This window comes from Devosia sp. P2_G7 (assembly GCF_056403495.1).
Genome location: NZ_JBFUFI010000004.1, coordinates 84270 through 109389 on the forward strand (window position 1 = coordinate 84270; position 25120 = coordinate 109389).

Here is a 25120-nt window from a genome sequence, read left to right on the forward strand (position 1 = left end):
ATGACCTCAGACATTCCAACGATGCTGCGGCTGCACCGGGCGATGTTTCTCGCCCGAGAGATCGACCGCGTGGAACAGGACCTGGTCAAGCAGGGTCTTGCGCATTTTCACGTCTCCGGCGCCGGGCACGAGTCGACCGCGCTGATCGCCGACTATCTCGGCCAGCAGGATTGGCTCCACCTCCACTATCGCGACAAGGCGCTACTTCTGGCGCGTGGCCTGCCGCTGGTCGAATTCTTCCGCAGCCTGTTGGCAACTGGCCCGTCCCACTCCGCCGGCCGCCAGATGAGCGCCCATTATTCGGCGCGTGAGCTGAACGTCGCCTCGATGGTCGGCCCGGTCGGCAATAACGCGCTGCACGCCGTGGGTAACGCCCAGGCGGTGAAGTTCCATCCCGATTCGCCGGTCGTGATCTGCTGCGTCGGCGACGGCACCACCCAGCAAGGCGAGTTCCTCGAGGCGGTTGGCGAAGCCGTGCGCACCGCGGCGCCGGTGGTCTTCGTCATCCAGAACAACAACTGGGCCATCTCTACCAAGACCCCCGGCCAGACCTTCTTCGACCTGCCCAACGGTCCGGCGGAAAGCTTCTTCGGCCTGCCGATCCGCCGCGTCGACGGCGTCGATCTGGCGGCCACCCGCGCCGCGTTCGAGTCCGCCGTAACTCATACCCGCGCCACGCGCGGCCCGACGCTGCTGCTGATGGAACTGGAGCGGCTGTCGGATCACACCAATGCCGACGACCAGGCACTCTATCGTGCCGCCGACGACCTGAAGTCCGGCAAGAGCCGCGATCCGCTCGAGGCCATTCGCCAATCGCTGCGCGAGTCGCAGATGGGCGACACCGCGCTGGTGCAGCTCGAGACCACGCTGATCGGTGAAGTCGCGGCGGCAGTCCTCGAGGCACGCGGCGAAGCGGTGCCGCAGACCGCTGGAGAGGCCAAGGCGCCCTACCCGGCAGATTTCGCGCACACCAAGGAGTATCGGGGCGACCCCAAGGCGCCGAACCTCACCATGCGCGAGGCACTGAACCGCGTGCTGCGCGATCAGCTCGCCGCCAACCGTGAAGTGCACCTGCTCGGCCAGGACATCGAGGATCCCAAAGGCGACGTATTCGGCGTCACGAAAGGCCTCTCGACCGCCTTTCCCGGCCGCGTTCGCAACGCGCCGCTGTCCGAATCGACCATCATCGGCACCTCGATCGGCCGCGCACTGACCGGCCAGCGGCCTGTTGCTTTCATCCAGTTCGCCGATTTCCTGCCGCTCGGCTTCAACCAGATCATCTCCGAGCTCGGCTCGATGTACTGGCGCACCGATGGGACCTGGCAGGCGCCGGTGATCCTGATGGTGAGCTGCGGCGGCTACAAGGCCGGGCTCGGCCCGTTCCACGCCCAGACGCTCGAATCGATCCTCGCCCACGTGCCCGGCATCGACGTGGTGATGCCATCGAGCGCCGGCGATGCCGCGGGCCTGCTCAACGCCGCCTTCCAGAGCAAGCGGCCGACGGTGTTCCTCTACCCCAAGAGCGGGCTGAACCTGTCGGATCGCCGCACTTCAGACGACACCACCAAGCACTTCGTCACTCCTGGCCGCGCCCGCGCGGTGCGACAGGGGAACGACCTGACGCTGGTCACCTGGGGCAACCCACTGACCCAGTCGCTGCTGGCCGCCGAGACCTTGTCTGGCGCAGGCGCAGAACTCGACATCATTGATCTGCGCTCGATCTCGCCCTGGGACCAGGACGCCGTGCTGCGTTCCGTCCGCCGCACCAAGCGCCTCCTCGTCGTTCACGAGGACAACCACACCGCCGGCTTCGGTGCCGAGGTGATGGCGACGGTGATGGAGCACGCCGGCGTGCCGGTGAGCGCCAAACGCGTCACTCGCGATGATATCCACGTGCCGTTCCAGTTCGAGCGGCAGATCGACACCCTGCCCTCCTACCGGCGGATCATGGAAGCCGCGGCAGCGCTCCTTGAATTCGATCTCGAATGGGAAGCGCCCAAGGCGGATGCGGGCCCTGCTGCCATCGCCGCCATCGGCTCCGGACCGGCGGACGACGAGGTGGAGATCGTCGAGCTGCTGGTGAAGCCGGGCGACATGATCAAGACCGGCGATCTCGTCGCCGTAGTCGAGGCGACGAAGGCAGCAGTCGACGTGCAGGCCACGGTCACCGGTAAGGTCTTGTCGATCCCGGTCGAGCTCAAGCAGAAGGTCCCGGTCGGCGCGCCGCTGATGTTCGTCGAGGCCGACGCCTCCGTGGCGCGGCAGCAGACCACCGTCACCGCCGAACGCATCGACAAGGCGATCCTGAAGCGCCGCGCCGCTGCGCAGCCTGCTCCGGCGATCGTCGGCCGCGCCGATATTCCGGTTGGCGTCGCCGGCATTGCCGGCATCACCGGCGCCCGAAAAGTGCAGAACTCGGACCTCAAGGGCAACTGGCAGACGCGCGACGCCGGCGACATCGTCAAGCTCACCGGCATCGAGAGCCGCCGCTGGGTGCAGCCCGGCGAGACAGTATTCTCGCTCGCCGTCTCAGCGACGCAGAAGCTGCTCGATGAACAGCAACTCGAGATCGGCGACATCGACCTGGTGATCGCTGCCACCGGCACGCCGGATGTGATCACCCCGTCGCTCGCCTGCCGGGTCGCCGACGCCGTCAGCACCGCCGGCCGCGCCAGCTTGCCGGCTTACGACATCAACGCCGCCTGCTCGGGCTACCTCTACGCGCTCGCCAATGCCCGCGACTACGTGACCAACAACCCGGATGCACGGGTGCTCGTGGTCACGTCCGAGGTGTTGTCGCCGCTGCTCGACCAGAACGACTTCAACACCGCTGTGCTGTTCGCCGATGCCGCAACCGCTTCGCTGGTGCAGGGGCCGGGCCATGATCAGCCGACGCTCTTCACCTTCGCCCAGCCGACCATCGCCGGCGCCCCGGAATCGGGAGAACTGCTGAGCGTGCCGCGCGCCGGTGAGGGCTACATCAAGATGAACGGCCGCGAAGTATTCGCCGATGCTGTCCGCGCCATGACAGCGACGCTGACCTCTGCCTGCGCGGCCGAAGGCATCACCATGGACGATATCGATCTGATGGTGCCGCACCAGGCCAACCAGCGCATAATCGACGCCATTGCCCGCCGCTCGGGCCGTCCTGCGCACTCGATCATCCGCAATCTCGGCAACACCAGCTCGTCGACCATCCCGCTCGCGCTGATGGATGCGCTGCCGACCACCAAGCCGGGCGACCGGCTCGGGCTCGTCGCCTTCGGCGGCGGCATCACTTACGCGGCGGCGATTGCGACAGTGGAGACACCGCGCTAGGCGACGGTGGAGGCGCCTCGCCAGCGGTCGGCGACAGTCCCTGCAGCAGGCCGACGAGTTCGGCCTGCCGATGCATCCCGGTCTTGCCGAACACTGCCTGCACCTGATTGCGCACGGTTGCTGCGCTCGCGCCGGTGGTGGCGGCGATCTGGCCTATGGTCATCCCGCCACCAAGCGCGCGAGCAATCCTCGCCTCGGCCGGCGTCAGATCGAACAACCCCTGGATCACCGCAAGATCGGGCAACTCCCTGAGCGTCACCGGGGTCATCAGCAGTACCGCGGCTGCCCCCGTGAACACTTCGCGCGCCGAAGCCCGTATCGGCAGTATATGCGCCACCATTGCCGCGCGGCCCTCGCTGGCCGGCACGGCGATCGACCTTGAAGGCCCGGTGTGCAATCCCAGCTCGGCCGCTTCCAGCGCGTCGATCAGCATCTGGTCAGCCCGCGGATTGGCGAGCCCTAACCGCGTCGGCCGCGATTGCACGACATCGGGGCTCAGGGCATCCAGGAGCTTGTTGGTGGCGATTGCTGCCCCTCGCGGCCCCAGCACTGCAGCGGGGACGCCCACCATCTCCAACGCCGACACCGCTCCCTGCGCGCGTTCGAACGCAATACGCGCCGACATCAGCGCGGCTCGCGCCAGATGCGGCCGCAGCAAATCGAGCCGCGCCACGACGTCGCGCTCCACCGGCCCGTCCTCGAGACGCCGCTCGCCGTGAAAGATCAGCAGGTCGCCGGTCGGCACCTTGATGCCGGTTGCCACTCCCCAGCCGTAGCCGCGTGGCACAAAGAACTCCTGCCGGATCGGATCGGCCTCCCAATCCTCCCGCGTGAACACGTCGAGATCGGTGACGAAGCCGGAATGGTCGTAGGCCAACAACCGGGCAGTGCGATCGTCGCGGCCCGGATAACCGGCCTCGAAATAGCCCTTCGACATGTCGTGTAGACTTGGCGAGGCGGTCCAATGCGCCGACTCGCCGCGCACGGCGAACAATAGCGTCCCGCTGACCTTGCCAACCTTACCCAATTCCTCGAGCACGCTTGGCCACAAGTCAGGGATGGCCCCGGCTTCGTAGATCCTGTCGACTAGGTCGTCCTCCACCGCGAACCTCCGAAATGAGCTGCAAGCTGCAGCCGCGCCACGGTTCGAAACGCAGAATATGCACACTAGTTCAAATACATCATGCGCGCGTTACACGTAACCGGTAACACATTACCCATGCGCCAAGGTGGCCCTGGGCGCTCATTTCGATATTCGGGTCCTGACGGTTGATTGGCCGGTGACGCAAGTCGCCGGCCAATCTCATTAGTCGACGTCGGCGACCTTGTCGGCGTAGCCGCTCACGCGGGCCGCCAGCGACGCTTCCATGAAGTCGTCGAGGTCTCCATCGAGCACCGCCGAGGTGTTCGAGGTCTCGTGGCCGGTCCTGAGGTCCTTGACCATCTGGTAGGGCTGCAGCACGTAGCTGCGGATCTGGTGACCCCAGCCCACATCGGTCTTGGCGGCCGATTCCGCGTTCGCCGCTTCCTCGCGCTTCTGCAACTCTGCCTCGTAGAGGCGTGCCTTCAGCATGGCCATGGCCGTCGCACGGTTCTTGTGCTGGCTGCGTTCCTGCTGGCAGGCAACGATGATGCCCGACGGGACGTGGGTGATGCGGATCGCCGAGTCGGTCGTGTTCACGTGCTGGCCGCCGGCACCGGACGAACGATAGGTGTCGACCTTGAGGTCGCTTTCGTTGATCTCGATGTTGATGGTGTCGTCCACCACCGGATAGACCCACGCGCTCGAGAAACTGGTGTGGCGCCGCGCCGCGCTGTCGTAGGGCGAGATGCGGACGAGACGGTGCACCCCGCTCTCGGTCTTCAGCCAGCCATAGGCGTTATGGCCGGTGACCTTGATCGTCGCCGACTTGATCCCGGCTTCTTCGCCATCGTGGATTTCCATCGTCTCGACCTTGAACTTCCGCCGCTCCGCCCAGCGCGTGTACATGCGCAACAGGATGTTGGCCCAGTCCTGGCTCTCGGTGCCGCCGGCACCGGAGTGGATTTCGAGGTAGCAGTCGTTCGAATCGGCTTCACCAGAGAGCAGCGTCTCGACCTGGGCCGAGCGCGCATCTTTCAGCGTCTCCTGCAGCGCCTCTTCAGCTTCCTTGATGATGCCGGCGTCGTTCTCCGCCTCACCCATCTCGATGAGTTCGGAATTGTCGCGGACCGAGGCCTCGAACGCCTTCACCGCCTTCACCTGCACATCGAGCTCATCACGCTGCTGCATGATCGGCCGCGCCTTGTCGGGGTCGGCCCAGAAGTCGGGATGCTCGGTGCGAGCCGTCAGATCGTCGAGACGTGCTTCAGCTGTGTCCCAGTCAAAGATGCCTCCTCAGCAGGCTTACGACCTGCTCGATTTCGGCGATGACCTTGGTGATTTCGGCGCGCATTTCTGTCCTCAAATTCCTTGCCGCTCATGTAGTTGAGACGAAGGGCCCAATCAACCCGTTCTTCCCCGCGTCACCTGTGCATGCTAGGCAGCGGGCTTGGTAGCGAGGGGCCGGCAGTGACTGAACGCATCGAAGGAGTAAGCTTCGTATCGAGCGGCACGCCGGAGGCCGACCGCGCCGCGGACCTGCTGCGCGAGCGCTACGGCGACTGCGGCTTCGACAAAGCCACCCATGTCGTGGCGCTCGGTGGCGACGGGCTGATGCTGCAGACGCTGCATCGCAAGATGGGCAAGAACGTGCCGGTTTACGGCATGAACTTCGGCTCCGTCGGCTTCCTGATGAACGAATTCTCGTCCAACGACCTGGCCGCCCGGCTGGCGGCGGCACGTCCAACGCACATCTACCCGCTCGAAATGAACGCTCGCCTCGCGGACGGGTCCGAGCACAAGGCCCTTGCCCTCAACGAGGTGTCGCTCTTCCGTATGACCTATCAGGCGGTGAAGGTCGAAATCCTCGTCGACGGCCAGCCACGGCTCGAGGAACTGATCTGTGACGGGGTGCTGCTTGCCACGCCGGCCGGCTCGACCGCTTATAACCTCTCGGCCCACGGTCCGATCCTGCCGATCGACTCGCCTTTGCTGGCCCTGACGCCGATCTCGCCGTTCCGTCCGCGCCGCTGGCGCGGCGCCATCCTCAACAACCGGGCCGTGGTGACGTTCCGCACGCGGGAGGCCGAAAAGCGGCCGGTGAGTGCAGTTGCCGACAATGTCGAATTCCAGCGCGTCATCGAGGTGACGGTGCGGGAGAACCGCAGCCAGAAGGTGACGCTGCTGTTCGATCCGGGCACCGGGCTCGACGAACGCGTGCTGAGCGAGCAGTTCCGCTACTAGGCCGCCGGCAGCGCCAGCCGCTCTTCCACCGAGACCTGCGGTAGCGCCATCTCAGCCTGGGTCATCCCGGCGAAGGCTGACATCACGCCACGCGCAGCTCGCCGGGCGAGCATGACGTTCTGCTCGCTGAGATAGGCGAAGGCCTCCTCGAGGTCCGGCGGGATCACACCATCATGCTCGACGATCAGTTCCTCGGTCAGCGCTGTCACGACGAAGTGCCGCGCCGCCAAGTCGTCCGCGAGGTTCGCCGCGCGGGCGTGGAAGATCAGCCGCGCCAGCATGTTGCGTACGGCCTCGCTGAGACCGCAGCGCGAGAACAGCGCGTTCAGCGCCGCCCGGCTGCCATGCTCGAGCAGGGTGAACACCTTCTCGCGCGGCGTTTCCGCCAGTTGCGCGACGCAGTCGGCGAAGAACAGCACGTGGCCCTGGACGATGGCGTGCAGCATGACGCGCGTGGACACACTCTCCGATTCCACCAGTTCCGCCGCGTAAGGCGCCCTGCCCGCCGCCGCTTCCCGTTCGCCGATCGCCGTCAGTGCGGTGTCTGTCGCGTCCCGGAGCAACCGGTCGAGCCGATGTGGAGCAACCGCGCCACTGATGACCCGCGCGCCGCGAAGCGCGGCGGCAACCGCCTGCACCAGCACCAGCCGCGCATCGGCCGGCAGGTCGTCCCGCGCCAGCAGCAGCCCACGCAACTCGGCGTCCTCGGCGCCATCGCGATCCGCCACCTGCCGCAGCATCACCGCCGAGAATGGCACATCCGGCCGGTCGAGCAGCTTGGTCAGCAGCAGCCTCCCACCCTTGGCAACGAGCGCCTCGGCAACGCGTTGGCTGATCCGCTCGCGCGTTGCAGTCGCCAGCAGCATGGCTTCGTCGGCGCCCCGGATCAGCGCCATCAGGTCGGCATCCACCAGTGCCGGCGAATACTGCACCACGGCACGGGCGATCACCGGACTATCCTGCAGCAGCGCCAGGAGAATCGGCCGCGGCGCCTCCACGGCATGCAGCAACCCATAGGCCAGCGCGCCGCGCACGCGCACCGACGGATCGTCGAGGAAGCCGATCAGCGCGGCATAGAGCGCCGCATGCTCATCAGCCGGGCCGAAATGGTTGAGATAGGCCATGGCCGCGAGGTGGGCCGCCTGCCCCCGCTCCTCACTGTCACGCGATTGGCTCAGCGTGACGAAATCCTGGTACGCGACCATCAAGCTCTCCGGTAGGCGCCGAGAAAGACGCTATCGAGGAAGGCTTAAGGAACGGTTCACCATAACTTCGGGGGCTTTGGCAGGGTACCGTCCTGGCCATACATCTGGGTGAACAGCGCACTGCCCTGGGCCTCGCTGACCGGGCTCATCAGCGTCCGGCCCTGTACTTCACCCTCGTTGGAGAACAGCGAGGTGAACGACATGTCATCGGTCGAGAAGCGCGACGGGATTGGGGCCGCGTCCCATTTCCCCGCTGCCGCCGGATCGACCGCCAGTTGCTGGGCCTGGAAGCGAGGGTCGGCCGCGCCGTCGTGCTTTGCCACCAGCGCCCGGTACACCTGTCGTATCGTCCGCGCCTCGCCGCCTTCGTAGAAGATCGACCGGTTGGCCTTGGCCTGCTTCGGAAACAGCTTGGCGGCAATCTGGTCCGGATCCTTGAGGCCGGCGTTGAACAGCTTCTCTGCACCCTGCTCCCCGAGGAAATGCGCGATGTAGAGCTCGCCCGGGCTCGGCATGCGGCCGAACTTCTCGAACAGATACGCCCCATTGCTGCGGGTGAAGGCGGCGGCCATGTCCGAGGCGATCTGCGGGTCTTCGCGCAGCTTCAGAACTTCCTGCCGGAGCGCCTTGTCGGCAATGTAATAATCCCCGTCCGAGTCGACCTTGATGGCGTCTGCGTACTGTCCGTAGCCGAGCCGCGGGCCTTCCTGCTTCATGACCTGCAGCCAGGTGCTGTCGAGGAACTGGAACAACCCGGTAGCGCTCGATGTCGGCGCCTTGGCTTCGGGATCGAGGCTGCTTTCCCGGATGGCGGTGCGCAGCAGGTAATCGAAGTCGACATCGCTCTTCGCCCCTGCCGTATCCATGGCATAGGCGAGCGGCTGCGGCACCGATATCGGCTTCACGCCCATCGACTCGAAGGGTCCGTTGCTAACATTCGATTAACCAATCACCTCTGACTGGTTAACGAATGGTTAGCCCTGCCACTTACTCACGACATCTTCGAGGTTCGGCCGATCGCGATCCTCGATCACCGCCGTCGGCGTGCCGATATGGACGAAGCCCACGAACCGCTCCCCGCCGCGGGCGCCGAGCATGCTCTGGGCTTCCGTATCGAACCCGTACCAGCGGTTGGTCCAGCTCGCGGCAAAGCCCATGGCGAACGCCGCATGTGAGAGGTTGAAGCAAACATTGCCGGCCGACAGCAACTGCTCCATCTCCGGCGCCTTCGGGTTGGGCTTGGGCGACAGCAGCACGCCGATGGTCAACGGGGCCGGCAGGAACTGCCGCCGCTCGAGATCGAGACCAGCCTCGTCCAGTTCCGGGCGCTTGCGCTTGGCGATCTCGGCCAGCCGCTCGCCGGCCCGCACGCGATCCTCGCCTTCGATGAGAATCAGCCGCCACGGCACGAACTTGCCATGGTCAGGCACGCGCGTCCCGATGGTCAGGATTTCCTGCAGTTCCTCTGCCGTTGGGCCGGGGTCTTTCAGGAAACCGATGCCGACCGAACGGCGGGTCTTTAGATAGTCGCGCACTGCGGCGTTGATGGGCATGGTCTGGTCCTTGCGAGCGTCTGGTCCTTATGACACAGCTTTTCCCCAATCCAAGCGTAGGCACGCGAGGCATTTTGAAGCGATGCGCCAGAGGCGCGCGACTGCGGGGTCGTTAGGGTGAAACTCAGGTATTGGATCGGCATTCTCGGGATCGCAGCGATGCTCGCGCCCATGCTGGCCATCGCCGAGGACCCGCCGGTCCCGCTGCCCCGCCGCGCCGACCGCATGCCGCAGGCGGTCGAACAACTCGCCGATACGCCAGCTCCTGCTGATACGCCCAGTCCCGACGCCGCCGACGCGGCCGCGCCCGAAGCCAGCCCCGCAGCAGCAGCGACCGCTGCCGTCGCTGCCATCAACACCACGCCGCAGCCGGTCACGCTGATGGCCAAGATCACCGACGACGGCAGCACCCTGCCCGATGGCGTGACCTGGCGTGTCTTCGAAACTCGCACCGACGCGGCGGGCGACCTGGTGCTGGCGAAGAAATCCGACGACGCCACTGCGCATCTCGAATTGCCGCCGGGCAGCTACGTGGTGCACGTCGCTTATGGCCGAGCCCAGACCACCGACACGCTGACCGTGGCCGAGGGTCAGAACTCGAAGCAACTCGTGCTGGATGCCGGCGCGATGCGGCTCAACGCAGCGGTAACCGGCGACGTCGCCATCCCGATCAACCTGCTCCGCTTTGACATCTACACCACCGGCAGCAGCGAAGCAGACCGCACGCTGGTGGCGCAGAACCTCAGCCCAAACGACATCGTTACCCTCAATGCCGGCACCTACCACATCGTCTCCTACTTCGGCGACGTGAACGCGGTCGTGCGCGCCGACCTGCGGGTGGAGCCCGGCCAGTTGACCGACGCCACGCTCTACCACCGCGCCGCCCAGGTCTCGTTCAAGCTCGTCAGCGAAGCCGGCGGCGAGGCCATTGCCGATATCGACTGGACGGTGAAGACGGCCGACGGCCAGACGGTGTTCTCCAATATCGGCGCCTTCCCCTCCACGGTGCTCGGAGAGGGAGACTACCTGGTCTTCGCCAAGCGCGGCGAACAGGTCTACAATCGCGAGTTCCAGGTGCAGCCGGGGGCAGCCAAGGAAATCGAGGTTCTTACGACGGTCTATTGACCGTCTGCGGATCCGTCCCGAAGAGAATCTGAAGAATCGTATCGGGCTGTGTCGATTCCACGCCCCCTCGCTCGTTGTGTCATTGAGGCAGGAAGAGGTCGCGCCGCTGGCGCGGTGCCTGCAACGGAACAAGGAGATCGAAATGCGCTTCATGATCATCGTCAAAGGCAGCCCCGAATCCGAGGCCGGCGTCATGCCCGCACCGGAAGTCTTCGAGGCCATGGGCAAGTTCAACGAGGACCTGATCAACGCCGGCGTGCTGCTCGCAGCCGAGGGACTCCATCCATCGAGCAAAGGCGCACGCGTGACCTCCGAAGCCGGCAACCTGGTCGTCCGCGATGGCCCCTTCGGTGAAGCCAAGGAACTCGTCGCCGGCTTCTGGATCATCAGCGCCAAGTCGCAGGACGAAGCCCTCGAGTGGGTGAAGCGCATCCCCTTCGACGATGGCGAAACGATCGAACTCCGCCGGATCTTCGAGGCGGCTGACTTTGCCGAGGTCGTGCCCAAGGAGGCGGTTGCCAAGGAACAGGCCTGGCGCGACGCCACCCAGCAACCCATCACGAACTAACCTGCCCAGAAGGATCGAGATATGCGCTTCATGGTCATCCGCAAGGCGGACGCCGAAACCGAGGCGGGCGTTATGCCCGGCGCCGACCTGATCGCCGACATGACGCAATTCCACGAGGACGCGGCCAAGGCCGGCATCGTGATCGCCGGTTCCGGCCTGATGCCGAGCTCCCGTGGCGCCAAGGTGAAGTTCAGCAACGGCAAGCCCACTGTCATCGACGGACCGTTCGCCGAGGCCAAAGAACTGATCGCCGGCTACACCCTGATCGAGGTTCCCTCACGTGAGGCAGCTATCGAATGGGTCAAGACGTGGCCCAAGCTCGACGGCCACGGCAACGTCGAGATCGAGATCCGCCAGCTCTTCACCGAGGAGGACTTCGGCGAGGCCTATACCGAAGCCATGGCGAGCAACGACGCGGCGCGCCGCCCGCTTGGCGCAGGATGAGCACCTTGCCGCGGCGGACCGGATTTGGTCTGATCTGCCGCGATGACCGAGAGAGAGACAAACCGCGCCATCGAGGCGGTATTCCGCATCGAGCAGGCCAGGCTGATCGCCGGCCTGACGCGAATCGTGCGCGACGTCGGCCTAGCCGAGGAGCTGGCGCAGGATTCGCTGATCGTCGCCCTCAACCACTGGCCGGAGAGCGGCGTACCGCGCAACCCCGGTGCATGGCTGATGCAGACCGCTAAGCGCCGCGCCATCGACTATTTCCGCCGCAACAAGATGGCCGCCCGCAAGCTCGACGAGCTCGGCTACGACATCCGCGAGGAGGAGGAGACCCCGCCCGATCTCGACACGCCGCTCGACGACGATGTGGGCGACGACCTGCTGAAGCTGATCTTCACCTCGTGCCACCCCGTGCTGTCGCCCGAGGGGCGCGTCGCCCTGACGCTGCGGCTGCTGGGTGGCCTCACCACCGACGAGATCGCCCGCGCCTTCCTTGCGGCGGAACCAACCATCGCCCAACGCATCGTCCGCGCCAAGAAAAGCCTCGCCGAAGCCGGCCTGCCCTTCGAGGTGCCACGCGGCAGCGACCGCGCCGAACGGGTCGCCTCGGTCCTCGAGGTGCTCTACCTGATCTTCAACGAAGGCTACTCCGCCACGGCCGGCGACGACTGGACCCGACCGCAGCTCTGTGAGGAGGCGATGCGCCTCGGCCGCATCCTTGCCGGCCTCACACCCGACGAACCGGAAGTGCACGGCCTTGTAGCGCTGATGGAAATCCAGGCCTCGCGCCTGCGTGCCCGCAGCGGCCCGAACGGCGAGCCGGTGCTGCTGCTCGAACAGAACCGCGCGCTGTGGGACCAGATGCTGATCCGCCGAGGCCTCGTCGGCCTCGAACGGGCGGAGGCCCTCGGCGGCACCGGCCCCTACGTGCTGCAAGCCTCGATCGCCGCCTGCCATGCCCGTGCCCGACGCGCCGACCAGACCGACTGGAGCCGCATCGCCTCGCTTTACGACACCCTGGCCGACGCGACGCCAAGTCCGGTGATCGAACTCAACCGCGCCGTGGCCCACACCATGGCCTTCGGTCCCGCCAACGGCCTCGCCATTCTCGATGCGATTGCCGACGATCCGACACTGCGGAACTACCATCTGCTTCCCAGCGTCCGCGGTGATTTCCTGGTGAAACTGGGGCGCCTTGCAGAGGCCCGCCGCGAGTTCGAGCGCGCCGCCAGCCTCACCCGCAATGAGCGTGAGCGCATCCTGCTGCTGGACCGGGCCGCGGCGTGCGAACCCGCCGCCTGAGGCGTCGGCAAGTCCGTTGCGGCCAACCTCCTCTCGAATTGTTCGCGAGTCCCGCGCGCGCCCGCTATCTCCGTTACATTTCACAGTGCTATAGAGCGGAGGCTTGCAGCAGAAGCACAGAGAATGGCTCAGCCCGACCGTCGATTAGTCCCGATCGTGTCGCTGGACGTAGTGGGGTATTCCCGCCTCGTCGAGCGCAATGAACGTCAGACCCTGCGCCTCGTGCAGCGGGTCTACGATCGGCTGATCTCGCGCACCATCGGGGCCGCCGGCGGCAAGGTCTTCAAGACCATGGGCGATGGCCTCCTGGCCGAGTTCAACAGCGTCGTCGCCGCCGTCCAATGGACCGCCGACCTGCAGCGCCAGATCCATGAGCGCAAGATCCACGCGCCGGGTGGCGAGATGTTCCAGGTGCGCGCCGGCATCGTCCTGGCCGACGTTCTGGTGGCCGGCAACGACCTCTATGGTTCGGGCATCAACCTGGCGGTGCGCGTGCAGAGCCACTCGCCGGCCGGTGGCATGTGCATCACCAAGTGGATGTACCAGTACCTGGACGGCACGATCGAATTGCCGTTCATCGACATGGGCCCCACCGAGCTCAAGAACATCACCAAGACCGTCCGCATCTACGCCTGGCATCCGGCTGGAGTGGCGCGCCCGCAGCAAATCGAATCCCCACCCCCTCCGCCGCCGAGCAACCGCCCCTCGGTGGTGGTGCTGCCGTTCGACAACCTCTCGGGCGAGGCCGACCAGAGCTATTTCGCGGACGCCGTGGTCGAGGAGATCACCGCAACGCTGAGCCGGGTGAAGGACTTCTTCGTCATCGCCCGCAATTCGGCCTTCACCTACAAGGGCCGCGCCGGCGTCGATATCCGCCAGATCGGCCGTGAGCTTGGGGTACGCTACGTCGTCGAAGGTTCAGTCCGCCGGGTCGGCGAACGTGTGCGGATCACCGCGCAGCTCGTCGAGTCCGATGCCGGCAGCCACATCTGGTCCAACAAGGTCGATGGCGCCGTCGCGGACCTTTTCGACCTGCAGGATCGCATGGCCGCCGAGGTAGCGAGCGCCATCCAGCCGTCCATCCGACGCGCCGAGGTCGAGCGGGCCCGCAAGAAGCGCCCCGACACCCTCGCGGCTTACGACCTGGTGATGCGCTCGCTGCCCCACCTCTGGTCGCATAGCCCGGAGGACAATCGCGAAGCCATTACCCTGCTGACCCGGGCGCTGGGGCTCGAACCCCACTACGGGCTGGCGGCAGCCCTGGCCGCCTGGGCGCATGGGCAGCAGGTGGCCTATAACTGGACCACCGATTTCGCCGCCGAGCGACGCATAGCCGCCGAGCTGGTCGAGACCGCATCGCAGCATGTCGCCGACGATCCCACCGCGCTAACCGCCCTCGCCTCTGCGATGATGATGCTGGGCGGCAACGTGGCGCAGGCCGCTACCTTCGCCGACCGCGCGCTCGAACTCGATCCCAACCACGCCTGGGCCTGGATGCGCCGCGGCTGGGGCCATGTCTATCTCGGCACGCCGGAGGAAGGCCTTGCAGCCTTCGAGCGCGCTGCTCGCCTATCCCCGATGGATCCGTTCGCCTTCAACGTGCACCTGGGAATGGGGCTCGCCAATTTCGCTGCCGGCCGCCCTCAGGAGGCGATCGCCTGGGCCCAGCGTGCCATGTCGGAGCGTCCCGGCATCACCTGGCCCTATCGGGATCTCGCCGTGTACCAGGCTCATCAGGGCGACCTCGCGGCTGCCCGCGATTCACTGGAGCAGTTCCAGCGCGCCCACCCGGACGTGACCATCGCCTCGATCGGCGACGGGCTGCGGTTCATGTATCCGTCGCTGCTGGCGCGCTATCTGCAAGGCCTGCGTCTCGCCGGATTGCAATAGGCAACTCGTCGCACAAGTTTATCCATTCCATAAGCATTTCCCCAACGTCGCATCAGGCATTGTCCGCACGGGTTTTGGGGGAATTGACCGTTGGATATCCGTCTCGAAAAGCGACTTTCGCCGCGTCGCAACACCGTTATCGAAGCAACTATCGTATTCGACGGCGGCCGCACCCGGATTCGTTGCATCATCCGGAACCTGTCCGAGACCGGCGCCAAGCTCGAAGTCGCCTCGGTAACCCGCATTCCGCGCACTTTCGATCTGGTGGTCGACAAGGTCCGGCCGCAGGCCTGCATCGTCGTCTGGCGGGCCGTCAAAGAGCTCGGCGTGCAGTTCCGCGACCCCACGATCCGCTGAACCACCGCTGAACGGCAAGTTCGGAATCGGTTCAAGCAACCCCTCCTATCAGACCGGCCAACGACGCGAACGGTTCGTTCGCTTCGTGCCCGCCCACCGGCGGGCTGCTCGTCTAACAGGAGAACATAATGCACAAGATCATTGCGCTCGCACTGCTCGCCACCTCGCTCGTTGCCTTCCCGGTCGCCACCCCGTCTTTCGCCGTCGACAAGGGCATCCAGGCCCTGTGCGGCCCTGACGCCCCGGAAGCCTACAAGCGCGAGGGCGGCTACTGCGACCAGGTCGGCTCGAACAAATCGCTCGTCGAGTCCGAGGATTGCGACTTCACCTACTACTATCCGACTTTCTTCGACCTGAAGGCGCCGGCCGAGAAGGTGATCGTCGCCGAGAATTGCTACAACTATCTGCCGCTGCTGCTCTAGGCGCTCGCAGAAAGAGCGGCCGTCGCGCCGCTCTTTTCTTCTCCACTATTCAAATGCCGTTCATCTGCCCTATCTTAGATACGGCAGCACGTTTCGGACACATGTCCCTTGGGGGGGACCAGTCATGTCGAGGCATGCATTCTTCATCGCAGGCGACCGCGTCGTTCACGTCGCCAATCCGTCCGGTGCCGGTTTCCAGTACCAGGCGCAGTCGCACACGCTGCCGCCGCAGGTGCAGATCGGGCCGCAGCAGCACGATCTTGCCGAGACCGTGCTCGTGGTGAAGACAGGCACTCTCGAGGTGATGATCAACGGCGCCGCCGGCTTCGTCGCCGCCGGATCGTTCGTCCGCATCCCCGCCAAGACCTGGTTCGCCTACCGCAATGCCGGCGACGAACCGGCACGCTTGCTCTGCCGAACGGCCCCGGCCATGCCTGCCGGCAACGGCCGCCGGATCAGCATTCACATCGCAGCTGCCTGACAACTGCGGCTGAACATCTGCGAAAAGGGCGGCTCCATAGCCGCCCTTTCTGTTTGCGCGCAAACATTGCCCTTGGTCTCGGGGCTGAACCGAACCTGAATGGCAGGTTCCACGACGGTTCACGCCATTTTCCCTACAAAGCCGTTCATTCGACGGATCATCATAACGATATCCGCTCACAGATCGCCGGACAGCACCAAAGGACGCACAATGTACAAATTCATCACCGTGGCTCTCCTGGCCACCTCCCTCGCAGCCTTCCCCATCGCAACTCCGTCTTTCGCGGTAGACACCAGCATCAGCGCCAAGTGTGGCCCTGATGGACCGGAGGCCTACAAGCGCCCCGGCGGCTATTGCGAGCAGATTGGCGCCAACAGCTCGACCTCGGATAGCGGCGAGAGCTGCGGCCTGTACTGCGTCGTCGATGACGGTGATGGCCCCGAAGATCAGTGACCGTTAGCCGTGTTGCGGCCACGACCGACGTAGATGCAAAGGGCCCGTCCTGATGGACGGGCCCTCGTCTTTTGCGCGCATAAGTCGGTCACATCAGCCCGAATCATCATAAGTCGTATTATGACTATGAACGACCTTTGAACGGCGAGTTCGGGTTCAATTCAGCGCGTCCTGAGTAGCGTTGCTCCATACCCGGCGGACCAGATGCCCGTCTTTCTCGCCAGTTTTCTGGCGAAACAACTCAGGAGAGAACCTTGAAGAACATCCTTGCCATCACCCTGCTCATCGCTTCGGCGGCGGCGTTCCCGGTTGCAACGCCGGCCTTTGCTGGCTCGAGCACCAATGCCCTTTGCGGCCCCGACGCGCCCGAAGGCTACAAGCGTCCCGGCGGCTACTGCGAGCAGCTCGACAGCAACGGCTCGCTCGTCGAGCAGGACGACTGCGACTATTACCCGGTGAAGGAATCGCTCGCCGCGCTGAAGCTGGGCGAGGTCATTCTCGTCGCTGACAACTGCTATGTTCCCGACAAGAAGTAGGCCGGCCAAATGAAAGGGGCCGCATCGCTGCGGCCCCTCTCTGTCCAGTCGATCAGGCCGCGGCCTTCTGCTTCAGGTCGGGCGGCACGGCTTCCGCCATCAGCTCGACGATCGCGTCGGTTGCCGGCATCACCTTCTGGCCTTCAGTGCCGAGACGACGAACGGACACCGTCCCCTCCTCAGCCTCGCGCTTTCCAACCACGAACATCAGCGGCACCTTTTGCACCGAGTGCTCGCGCACCTTGTAGTTGATCTTCTCGTTGCGCACGTCGAGCTCTGCTCGGATGCCGCCGGCGTTGAGCTGGGCGACCAGCTTCTTCGCATAGTCGTCAGCCTCCGAGACGATGGTCGCGACCACCACCTGCGTCGGCGCCAGCCACATCGGCATCTTGCCGGCATAGTGCTCGATCATCATGCCGATGAAGCGCTCGAGCGATCCAAGGATCGCGCGATGCAGCATCACCGCGTACTTGCGCGAGCCGTCTTCGGCCACGTAGGTGGCGTTGAGCCGCTCGGGCAGCACATAGTCGAGCTGCAGCGTGCCCACCTGCCAGGAGCGCCCGATGGCGTCCTTCAGATGGAACTCGAGCTTGGGCGCGTAGAAGGCGCCCTCGCCCTCGGCGATGACGAAGTCGTAGCCGGTGGCCTTGAGCGCATCGCCCAGGGCCTTCTCAGCCGCGTCCCAGCGCTCGATGGTGCCGCCGAACTTGTCCGGCCGCGTCGCGAGCTTGATGACGACATTCTCGAAGCCCATGTGCTCGTACACCGAGTACAGCAGGTGGACGAAGCGCTCCGTCTCCTCCTGGATCTGCTCCTCGGTGCAGAAGATGTGGGCGTCGTCCTGGGTCATCTGGCGGACGCGCAGCAGGCCGTGCAGCGCGCCGTGCGCCTCGTTGCGGTGGCAGCAGCCGAACTCCGCCATGCGGATGGGCAGGTCGCGGTAGCTCTTGATGCCCTGGTTGAAGATCTGGATGTGGGCCGGGCAGTTCATCGGCTTGAGCGCCATGAGCTCTGCCTTACCCGATAGAACCGGACCTTCTTCCTCGGTGCCAGGGACCTCATCGGGCACCACGAACATGTTCTCGCGGTACTTGCCCCAGTGGCCCGAGGCCTCCCAGAACTTCGACGACATCAGCTGCGGGGTTTTCACCTCGTTGTAGCCGTTCGCGTTCACCCGGCGGCGGATGTACTCTTCCATCTGGTTGTAGAGCACGAACCCCTTGGGGTGCCAGAACACCGAGCCCTGCGCCTCTTCCTGCAGGTGGAACAGGTCGAGGTCACGGCCGATCTTCCGATGGTCACGCTTCTCGGCCTCCTCGATCATGTGGAGGTACTCGTCGAGTTCCTTCTGGTTGGCGAAGGCAGTGCCGTAGATGCGGCTCAGCACCGGATTGTTGCTGTCGCCACGCCAGTACGCGCCGGCCACCTTGGTCAGCTTGAACGCCGTACCGATGTCCTTGGTCGAGCGCATGTGCGGGCCGCGGCAGAGGTCGAACCACTGGCCCTGCTTGTAGATCTTGATCATCTGGTCGGCTGGAATGGCGTCGACCAGCTCGACCTTGAAGTTCTCACCCTTGCTGGCGAACACGCGCTTCGCCTCGTCGCGCGTCCACACTTCCTTGGTGAAGGCGGCGCCGCGGCCGATGATCTCCGCCATCTTCTTTTCGATGGCCGGGAAGTCGTCCTCGGAGAACGGCATGTCGCGCTTGAAGTCGTAGTAGAAGCCGTTCTCGATGACCGGGCCGATCGTGACCTGCGTCTCCGGCCACAGCTCCTGCACCGCTTCGGCGAGGACGTGCGCCGAGTCGTGGCGGATCAGCCCGAGCCCGTCGGCGCTGTCGCGCATCACGAACTCGATCTTGCCGTCTTCCTCGAGCGGATCGGACAGGTCGCTGAGGACCCCGTTCCACTTCATGGCGACCGTCTTTTTGGCGAGGCTTGGGGAGATGCCCTCGACCACGGTGGTCCCGGTGGTGCCACGCGCATAGTCGCGTACTGCACCGTCGGGGAACGTCACCTTGATCATTTTCATCTCCAGAATTGGGAATTGTGCCGGCGGCATGCCGGCAAGGCGGCGTGTCTAGCACGGCCAGAGCAAAGGCAACAAGTTCGGCGCGCGCTCAGCGGCTCGGTGGAGGGCTGGACGCTCCGATCCCGCAACACACTCGCCCTGATGGTCCGTCATCAGGGCGCAGTCAGTGCCTTGTTCGGAGCCAGGAGGATGCGGCCGCCCGGCAGTTGCTTCAGGCTGGCGCCACCCAGGTCGCAGGTGCCGCCGGCACCTATGGGGTCGGGCTTCCAGGTCCCCTCGGCGGCCGCGCAACAGGCCTTGCCTGTCCCGCCGGATTTCTTGCACCGCAAGTAAATCGCAGCCTGCTGGCTCTGTGTCAGCTTGGTCGCCGCCGAAGCTGGCTGGATGACCGGAAAGACGAAAACTTGCGCAGCCAGTACGCCCGCTAGCACTGTCGTCACGAAGAATTGGCGCATAGTCCCACCTCCGTGCCCTCGCAAGGAAGGCTACGCGCCCGCCCAACGCTCCGCAATCGGTGTGAACTGCTACTTCCAGCGCCCATAAGTCCACGGCACATACCAATGCGCCGTCTCCGGCACCGCTTCCGGCACCGGATCGTACCCGTGCGTGCCGCCCGGCCGGCAGCGCACGATCCGAGCCACGCCCATCCAGCCCCCAGGCCAGAACCCGTGCCGCCAGATGGCGTCGCGGGTGAATTCCGAGCAGGTGGGCGAGTGCCGGCAGTTGCGGCCCATGAACATCGACAGCGAGTAGCGATAGCCTTGGATCAGCACGTAGGAGACGAGCTTGAAGGGCCAGTCGACGATGGTCCAGAACACGTGCACGGCGCGCTGCATCAGCCGGCGGCCGCCACCCGCGGAGCTTCGAGCTTGTCGAGCGCCTCGCACACTGCGTCGAACACCAGCAGCGTCGAGGTGTGGCGCGGACGGTACTCGCGGACCGGTTCGAGGTACTTGAGATCAGCCCACTTCTCGCCAGACGGCGGCGGGCCGTCGGCCTTGAGCATCGCCGTCATCTCGTCACGAACGCGCCGAAACTCCGCTACCGGGGTTCCAACCACGTGGGTCGCGACCACTGCGGCGGAGGTCTGTCCCAGCGCGCAGGCCTGGATGTCATGGCCATAGCCGGTGATCACTCCGTCGGCGACATTGATGTCCACCTCGATGGTCGAGCCGCACACCCGGCTGACCTTGCGGGCGCTGGCGTCGGGATCGGCGAGGCGACCCGGTCGTGGTTGATTGCCGGCGAGTTCGAGGATCCGGTCCGAATAAAGATCGCTGAGTTCCATCTTTTTCGCGAAACTGTTCCTTGGCCGCGTTCGTCGGCAACCTATATAATCATCGAGATGCAACAAGTCAGCGGCGTCCATCGTCACTGACAACACCGGGAACCGTGGGGCGACGTATTGCGTCTGTCGCCTGCTATTGACCGAGGAACAAGATGGACGCCAGCGCCAAGCCGCAGCACGCCAAGCTCGTCTCTGAAATCACCCGCCCCAGCCGCGCGGAGGCCGAGGAGGCCGTTCGCACGCTGATCGCCTGGGCGGGCGATGACCCGAGCCGCGAGGGCCTGCTCGATACCCCCCACCGCGTCACCGACGCCTATGGCGAGTTCTTCGGTGGCTACCACCAGAGCGCGCGGGAAATCCTGCAGACCACCTTCAAGGACGTCGGCGGCTACGACGACGTCGTGCTGGTGCGCGACATCCCGTTCTCATCGCATTGCGAGCACCACATGGTGCCGTTCTTCGGCAAGGTGCACATCGCCTACCTGCCCCATGACGGCGTGGTGGGCCTATCGAAGCTGGCTCGCCTGGTCGAGGTCTACGCCCGCCGCCTGCAGGTGCAGGAGAACATGACGGCGCAGATTATCGACGCGGTGAACGAGCACCTCAACCCGCGCGGCGCCGCGGTGATGATCGAGGCCGAGCATATGTGCATGTCGATGCGCGGCGTGCGCGCCCATGGTGCCCTGACCATCACCCAGCGCTTCACCGGGGTGTTCGCTGAGGATCGCAACGAGCAGGACCGCTTCTTCGCCATGATCGGCAAGCGCTGAGCCGGAAGCCGGCGCTGCTCAGTCGAGGGCGAAGTTCAGGCCGAGCCGGATTGCGTTCGACGTGGAATGCGACGTCGACGACCAGAGTGCACCCTCGAACCACGTGTGCTCGCCGAGGTCGGTGTAGAGATACTCGGCCTTGACGGTCATGCTGTCGCTCGTCGCGAGCTCCACGCCCGCCCCCGCAGTCCACCCGAACAGCGTCGCGTCATCGCTGAGGTTACCGTCGGTCGCCTCAACCTTGACGTGTGCGCCGGCGAGGCCGGCGGTCAGGAACGGCAGGAACTCACCACCGTCGAAGCCGAGACGACCGCGCAGCGTGCCGGAAAAGTCGGAGGTCGAGGTGATGGTGTTGCCCAGGTCGCCGCGATAGGTCGCAAAGTCGTCCGCGATCGTGTCAGTGATGTTGCCGTAGGACAGGTCGCCCTCGACGCCGACGACAAGACCGCTGCTCATTGCCGCGTTGCCGCCCAGGGTGGCGCCGACAAAGGCGCCCGTGGGGTCGCTGTCGAGGTTGAACGTGCTGAACGGCGCGAGGATATCCGGGGCATCGTAGGCCGCGTCGGAGTGGCCGACGCTGTAACCGGCGCTCACGCCGGCGTAAAAGCCGTTCCAGTCGAATGCCAACGCCGGCGCCACCTGTATTGCCAGCGCAAGGCCGGCCAATGTTGCAACTATCCGTTTCATTTTTGCCCCCAATACTGGCCGATATAGAGGCATCTACAGGGAAGGCCGGCAAGTTCTCTGCCGATCGCACATCCGCTGCTGCTGCGAAATTGACGGCGCGTGCTGTCGCTGCAACACCCCGCTAAGTACTTCCACCGATCGAAGGGACCTAAGCTCACGCGGGACCGCAACTGCGATCAAGCGTGGTATAGACTGCCGTGCATAGGGTGAGCCCATGTCCGCCGTCGCCAAGACCCTCTGGATGATCGAGTCCCGCTTCGGCATGCCGCTGACGCTCGAAGAGCTGGCGGTGCATGCCGGGGTGTCGCGCTATCACCTGTCGCGCATCTTTCCCGAAGAAACCGGCTACTCCATCAAGCACTACCTTCGCGGTCGCCGGCTCACGGAGGCCGCCAAGGCCCTCGCCGGTGGGGCGCCTGACATCCTGGGCGTCGCGCTCGATGCCGGATACGGCTCGCACGAAGCCTTCACGCGCGCGTTTCGCGACCTCATGGGGCTGACGCCCGAGGACCTGCGGCGGCGGCGTTCGCTCGCCGAGTTGCCGCTGCTGCAGCCGATGCGCCTCGACCCCATAACCCAGGTCACGCTCAGCGCGCCGGAGATCGAGAGGCGCCCTGCCCTGCGCCTCGCCGGCATCATGGGCCGCCACAAGTTGCCGCTCGGCCCTTCGATCCCCGCCCAGTGGCAGCGGTTCAGCCATTATGTCGGCAACGTGCACGGCGCGATCGATGACTGCAGCACCTATGGCACCTGCGGGCGCTACTTCCCCGAGGACGGAACGACCGAGTACATTTGCGCCATGGAGGTGGGGGAAGACGCGGAATTGCCGCCCGAGTTCGACGAGATCGTGGTGCCGGCGCAACGCTATGCCCGGCTCACCCATCGCGGCCACATCACCACGATCTTCTCGACGCTCGACGCCATCTTCAGCGAGTGGCTGCCAAGCTCCGGCTATCGCAAGAAGCAGGCGCCCCACAGCTACATCGAGCACTATGGCGATGCCTTCAATCCGCGGACCGGACTTGGATCGCTCGATATCTGGATCGCGCTCGAAGATTAGGCGCATGGATTGAGCCGAGGCCGTGCGCGGGATAGAACCCGCCCATGAGCACAACGTTCGCCGACCCCAGCACCCTCAGCCATGCCGACCTCGAGGAAGGCACGCTATTCGCGCCAAAGTTCGACGCGCACGGCCTCGTCACTGCGGTGGCGCAGGAGGCCGGCAGCAATCGCGTGCTGATGGTGGCGCATATGAACGCAGAAGCACTACGGCTGACCATCGAGACCGGCGAGCTCCACTATTACTCGCGCTCGCGCCAGAAGCTCTGGAAGAAGGGCGAGAGCTCGGGCGAGGTCCAGAAGCTCATTGAGATGCGAACCGACTGCGATCAGGACGTGGTGCTGCTACTGGTCGAGCAGACCGGCCGCGGCGCCGCCTGCCACACCGGCCGGAAGAGTTGCTTCTATCGCATCGTCGAGGATAGCACGACGCTCCGCCACACCGGCGAGCCCCGGCTGTTCGATCCGGCCGAGGTCTACAAGCCTCAGTAATGCGGCGGCGGCGGCTCAACGCCCGGCGCTAGCGCCGGGTGGGATTCGACGTCGCGGAGCTGCGCGCCGAGATTATGCAGGTCGCGCTTCAGCGCCTCGATTTCCCTGAAGTGCTCGGCAAGAGCCGCGTTCAGTTCCTCGATGGCCTGATCCTGAAAGGCGATCCTCGTCTCCAGCGTGACGATTCGCTCGGTGAGTTCTGGGCTGTCGCTCATTTCGTACTCTCCTGCGGGCGGCGCTCGAACAGCGGCGTGAGGAACAGGCCGACGAGGAAACCGCCCAGATGGGCCTGCCAGGCGATGCCGATCGATTGCCCGATCAATAGGGGCAGGAACGGCACGGCAGCGTTGAGAACCAGCCAGACCACAATGAAGAAGGCCGCACGCTGGTTGCGCATCAACTCGCCAAGGCTCGCCATGCGGCGGCCCAGCACTAACTCCTCGCCGGTCTCGGGATCGCGAGCCACAATCACCGGCTGGAAGATGAAGCGGCAGGCAACGCCCGTGAGCCCGGCAACGCCCCCCGAGGCACCGATAAGCAACTGCACGTCCGGCAGGGTGGTCGCAGCAAACGCCGCGGCGCCCGCGGCAGCCGTGACGAGGAAGAGAATCACCGTGGCGGCGGGGCCGTAGCGGCGGGCGACCGGGGTGCCGAAAATGGCCAACCAGGCGCAATTGATTAAAAGGTGGTCCCATCCGGCATGCAGGAAGGCGTGCGTGAACGGTGTCCAGAGGAGCGGTATCCACCCCCCTTCAAACTGCCCTGCGGCAATCGCGCGAGCCGGGATGAAGGCCAGCCAGTAGATAAGCTGAAGGTCCCCGGACTCGTTAAGAACGAAGGCTCTCGCGACATGTACGGCCAGCATCAGGCCCAGCAGCGCGGTGATCACCCCGGGCAGCAGGATCGCCGGCTGATGGGCCTCAGGCCCCTGTGTTCCCTGGGTTTTTTGCTCGTCGGACATGAAAGCTCCCGGTTTTCCGGGCTTTGTAGCCCAATCCCCCGAATTATCCACACGGGGTCCGCCACGTTAACCCTAACAATTGTTTAAGGGCGATTTCCGCCGCCGGTTTTGACACTCTATGGCTCTGCGGCGGTCGTCCCTTCCCGGGAGACGATCCGGGGGTTTGGGAACAAGGCAAAAAGACTATGCAAAAGGCCAGCACCAAGGCGCTGTTCGACTATTGGAATGCGCTTCGCGGTTCGCGCAGCGCTCCGGATCGGCGGGACATCGACCCCACCCGCATCCGCACCGCACTGGCTAACACGTTCATTCTAGAACTCAACGATTCCAGCGAGTTCGACTTCCGGCTTGCCGGCTCGCATCTCTGTTCGGCCTATGCCCGCGAGCTCAAGGGCCGCTCCTTTACGCGTCTGTGGCACGAACGTGACCGCGACGCCATCGACACCCTGGTCCGCGCCGTCACCGAGGATCATGCGGTTGCCCTCGTCACGTTCCAGGGCACGACGGCGGTGCACACGCGCCTGTCGGTCGAGACGATCCTCCTGCCGCTGCGTCACAACGGCTCCACCCAGACCCGCCTGCTCGGCGCCATGACCTCGATCGACGAGCCCTATTGGTTCGGCGTGCAGCCGATCATGGAGCAGCGCATCACGGGCCTGCGGCTGATCTGGCCGGACGACGTGTCGCTGGCGGACATGACCGCGGAAATGGCGACCGCGGTGCCGGCCGAAGACCTGGTCTTCGCCAGCGCCGGTGCGTCGGTCCCTACCCCGATGAGCGCCACGGTTTTCGGCCGCACGGCTCGCCGCTATGCCCACCTGGCGGTGATCGACGGCGGCCGGCGCTAAA

At 65.2% G+C, this 25120-nt stretch carries 28 protein-coding genes; 16 read left to right on the plus strand and 12 right to left on the minus strand.

The window, feature by feature from the left end; genetic code table 11:
• Window positions 1-3318 (plus strand): beta-ketoacyl-ACP synthase 3, encoded by a 3318-nt coding sequence (locus AC1DWU_RS08250; RefSeq protein ID WP_477149489.1) that lies wholly within the window; start codon window positions 1-3, stop codon window positions 3316-3318.
• Here AC1DWU_RS08250 and AC1DWU_RS08255 read toward each other — a convergent pair.
• Window positions 3275-4420, minus strand: a complete 1146-nt coding sequence (locus tag AC1DWU_RS08255) for a helix-turn-helix transcriptional regulator (RefSeq protein ID WP_477149490.1) — start codon at window positions 4418-4420, stop codon at window positions 3275-3277. The two genes, AC1DWU_RS08250 and AC1DWU_RS08255, sit on opposite strands and share 44 nt — an antisense overlap.
• 204 nt (window positions 4421-4624) lie before the next feature.
• Window positions 4625-5753, minus strand: a protein-coding gene (prfB, locus tag AC1DWU_RS08260; RefSeq protein ID WP_477149491.1) for a peptide chain release factor 2 whose coding sequence is annotated in 2 segments (ribosomal slippage) — window positions 4625-5683 and window positions 5685-5753 — 1128 coding nt in all. Because the reading frame shifts where the segments join, the coding sequence is not laid out codon by codon here.
• 80 nt (window positions 5754-5833) lie between these two features.
• On the opposite strand from prfB, the gene AC1DWU_RS08265 reads away from it, so the two are divergent.
• Window positions 5834-6643, plus strand: coding sequence for an NAD kinase (locus AC1DWU_RS08265; protein WP_477149492.1), 810 nt, complete (start codon window positions 5834-5836; stop codon window positions 6641-6643).
• Here the strand turns inward: AC1DWU_RS08265 and AC1DWU_RS08270 are convergent.
• From AC1DWU_RS08270 to AC1DWU_RS08280, 3 genes are all read right to left on the minus strand, one after another.
• The gene (locus tag AC1DWU_RS08270; RefSeq protein WP_477149493.1) at window positions 6640-7848 is read right to left on the minus strand and encodes a DUF2336 domain-containing protein; all 1209 of its coding nucleotides are present in this window, start codon (window positions 7846-7848) and stop codon (window positions 6640-6642) included. The two genes, AC1DWU_RS08265 and AC1DWU_RS08270, sit on opposite strands and share 4 nt — an antisense overlap.
• 56 nt (window positions 7849-7904) lie before the next feature.
• Entirely contained in the window at window positions 7905-8753 is an 849-nt protein-coding gene (locus tag AC1DWU_RS08275) for a lytic transglycosylase domain-containing protein (RefSeq protein ID WP_477149494.1), read from the minus strand.
• A gap of 69 nt (window positions 8754-8822) precedes the next feature.
• The gene (locus AC1DWU_RS08280) at window positions 8823-9401 is read right to left on the minus strand and encodes a nitroreductase family protein (RefSeq protein WP_477149495.1); all 579 of its coding nucleotides are present in this window, start codon (window positions 9399-9401) and stop codon (window positions 8823-8825) included.
• 117 nt (window positions 9402-9518) lie between these two features.
• Between AC1DWU_RS08280 and AC1DWU_RS08285 the strand changes: the two genes are divergently transcribed.
• The 10 genes from AC1DWU_RS08285 (at window position 9519) to AC1DWU_RS08330 (ending at window position 16982) form a co-directional block, all read left to right on the plus strand.
• The gene (locus tag AC1DWU_RS08285; protein ID WP_477149496.1) at window positions 9519-10526 is read left to right on the plus strand and encodes a hypothetical protein; all 1008 of its coding nucleotides are present in this window, start codon (window positions 9519-9521) and stop codon (window positions 10524-10526) included.
• A gap of 142 nt (window positions 10527-10668) precedes the next feature.
• Window positions 10669-11094: a YciI family protein gene (locus tag AC1DWU_RS08290; protein ID WP_477149497.1), complete on the plus strand. Its 426-nt coding sequence runs from the start codon at window positions 10669-10671 to the stop codon at window positions 11092-11094.
• A 21-nt stretch (window positions 11095-11115) separates the two neighbouring features.
• A complete protein-coding gene (locus AC1DWU_RS08295) occupies window positions 11116-11538 on the plus strand; it encodes a YciI family protein (RefSeq protein WP_477149498.1) in 423 nt (140 codons plus the stop codon).
• A 42-nt stretch (window positions 11539-11580) separates the two neighbouring features.
• On the plus strand, window positions 11581-12843 hold the full coding sequence (locus AC1DWU_RS08300) for an RNA polymerase sigma factor (protein ID WP_477149499.1): 1263 nt from the start codon (window positions 11581-11583) through the stop codon (window positions 12841-12843).
• Between the two features lie 123 nt (window positions 12844-12966).
• Window positions 12967-14733 carry an adenylate/guanylate cyclase domain-containing protein gene (locus AC1DWU_RS08305; protein WP_477149500.1) on the plus strand — a complete coding sequence of 589 codons (1767 nt, stop codon included), beginning with the start codon at window positions 12967-12969 and terminating at the stop codon, window positions 14731-14733.
• A gap of 90 nt (window positions 14734-14823) precedes the next feature.
• Window positions 14824-15090, plus strand: coding sequence for a PilZ domain-containing protein (locus AC1DWU_RS08310; protein WP_477149501.1), 267 nt, complete (start codon window positions 14824-14826; stop codon window positions 15088-15090).
• 128 nt (window positions 15091-15218) lie between these two features.
• Window positions 15219-15512 carry a hypothetical protein gene (locus AC1DWU_RS08315; RefSeq protein WP_477149502.1) on the plus strand — a complete coding sequence of 98 codons (294 nt, stop codon included), beginning with the start codon at window positions 15219-15221 and terminating at the stop codon, window positions 15510-15512.
• A gap of 124 nt (window positions 15513-15636) precedes the next feature.
• A complete protein-coding gene (locus AC1DWU_RS08320; protein WP_477149503.1) occupies window positions 15637-15993 on the plus strand; it encodes a cupin domain-containing protein in 357 nt (118 codons plus the stop codon).
• Between the two features lie 210 nt (window positions 15994-16203).
• Window positions 16204-16446, plus strand: a complete 243-nt coding sequence (locus AC1DWU_RS08325; RefSeq protein ID WP_477149504.1) for a hypothetical protein — start codon at window positions 16204-16206, stop codon at window positions 16444-16446.
• A gap of 254 nt (window positions 16447-16700) precedes the next feature.
• Window positions 16701-16982: a hypothetical protein gene (locus AC1DWU_RS08330; protein ID WP_477149505.1), complete on the plus strand. Its 282-nt coding sequence runs from the start codon at window positions 16701-16703 to the stop codon at window positions 16980-16982.
• A gap of 52 nt (window positions 16983-17034) precedes the next feature.
• Here the strand turns inward: AC1DWU_RS08330 and thrS are convergent, their stop codons facing one another.
• The 4 genes from thrS to AC1DWU_RS08350 form a co-directional block, all read right to left on the minus strand.
• Window positions 17035-19008 (minus strand): threonine--tRNA ligase, encoded by a 1974-nt coding sequence (thrS, locus tag AC1DWU_RS08335; RefSeq protein WP_477149506.1) that lies wholly within the window; start codon window positions 19006-19008, stop codon window positions 17035-17037.
• A gap of 158 nt (window positions 19009-19166) precedes the next feature.
• Window positions 19167-19469, minus strand: coding sequence for a hypothetical protein (locus AC1DWU_RS08340; RefSeq protein WP_477149507.1), 303 nt, complete (start codon window positions 19467-19469; stop codon window positions 19167-19169).
• A 69-nt stretch (window positions 19470-19538) separates the two neighbouring features.
• On the minus strand, window positions 19539-19850 hold the full coding sequence (gene yidD / locus AC1DWU_RS08345; protein ID WP_477149508.1) for a membrane protein insertion efficiency factor YidD: 312 nt from the start codon (window positions 19848-19850) through the stop codon (window positions 19539-19541).
• A complete protein-coding gene (locus AC1DWU_RS08350; protein ID WP_477149509.1) occupies window positions 19850-20302 on the minus strand; it encodes an iron-sulfur cluster assembly scaffold protein in 453 nt (150 codons plus the stop codon). Before AC1DWU_RS08350 ends, yidD begins: the two co-directional genes overlap by 1 nt.
• A 152-nt stretch (window positions 20303-20454) precedes the next feature.
• Here AC1DWU_RS08350 and folE point away from each other — a divergent pair, with 152 nt between their 5' ends.
• Window positions 20455-21072, plus strand: coding sequence for a GTP cyclohydrolase I FolE (folE, locus tag AC1DWU_RS08355; RefSeq protein ID WP_477149510.1), 618 nt, complete (start codon window positions 20455-20457; stop codon window positions 21070-21072).
• A gap of 18 nt (window positions 21073-21090) precedes the next feature.
• Here the strand turns inward: folE and AC1DWU_RS08360 are convergent, their stop codons facing one another.
• Window positions 21091-21759, minus strand: a complete 669-nt coding sequence (locus AC1DWU_RS08360) for an outer membrane protein (RefSeq protein WP_477149511.1) — start codon at window positions 21757-21759, stop codon at window positions 21091-21093.
• 214 nt (window positions 21760-21973) lie between these two features.
• Here AC1DWU_RS08360 and AC1DWU_RS08365 point away from each other — a divergent pair, with 214 nt between their 5' ends.
• Together AC1DWU_RS08365 and hisI are read left to right on the plus strand one after the other, a co-directional pair.
• The gene (locus tag AC1DWU_RS08365; protein WP_477149512.1) at window positions 21974-22819 is read left to right on the plus strand and encodes an AraC family transcriptional regulator; all 846 of its coding nucleotides are present in this window, start codon (window positions 21974-21976) and stop codon (window positions 22817-22819) included.
• Window positions 22820-22863: 44 nt separating this feature from the next.
• Window positions 22864-23310, plus strand: a complete 447-nt coding sequence (hisI, locus tag AC1DWU_RS08370) for a phosphoribosyl-AMP cyclohydrolase (RefSeq protein WP_477149513.1) — start codon at window positions 22864-22866, stop codon at window positions 23308-23310.
• Here hisI and AC1DWU_RS08375 read toward each other — a convergent pair.
• Window positions 23304-23525, minus strand: a complete 222-nt coding sequence (locus tag AC1DWU_RS08375; RefSeq protein ID WP_477149514.1) for a SlyX family protein — start codon at window positions 23523-23525, stop codon at window positions 23304-23306. The genes hisI and AC1DWU_RS08375 overlap by 7 nt on opposite strands.
• Window positions 23522-24271 (minus strand): rhomboid family intramembrane serine protease, encoded by a 750-nt coding sequence (locus tag AC1DWU_RS08380; protein WP_477149515.1) that lies wholly within the window; start codon window positions 24269-24271, stop codon window positions 23522-23524. The genes AC1DWU_RS08375 and AC1DWU_RS08380 overlap by 4 nt, the downstream gene beginning before the upstream one ends.
• A 185-nt stretch (window positions 24272-24456) precedes the next feature.
• Between AC1DWU_RS08380 and AC1DWU_RS08385 the strand changes: the two genes are divergently transcribed.
• Window positions 24457-25119, plus strand: a complete 663-nt coding sequence (locus tag AC1DWU_RS08385; protein WP_477149516.1) for a PAS domain-containing protein — start codon at window positions 24457-24459, stop codon at window positions 25117-25119.
• Window position 25120: the final 1 nt, after the last annotated feature.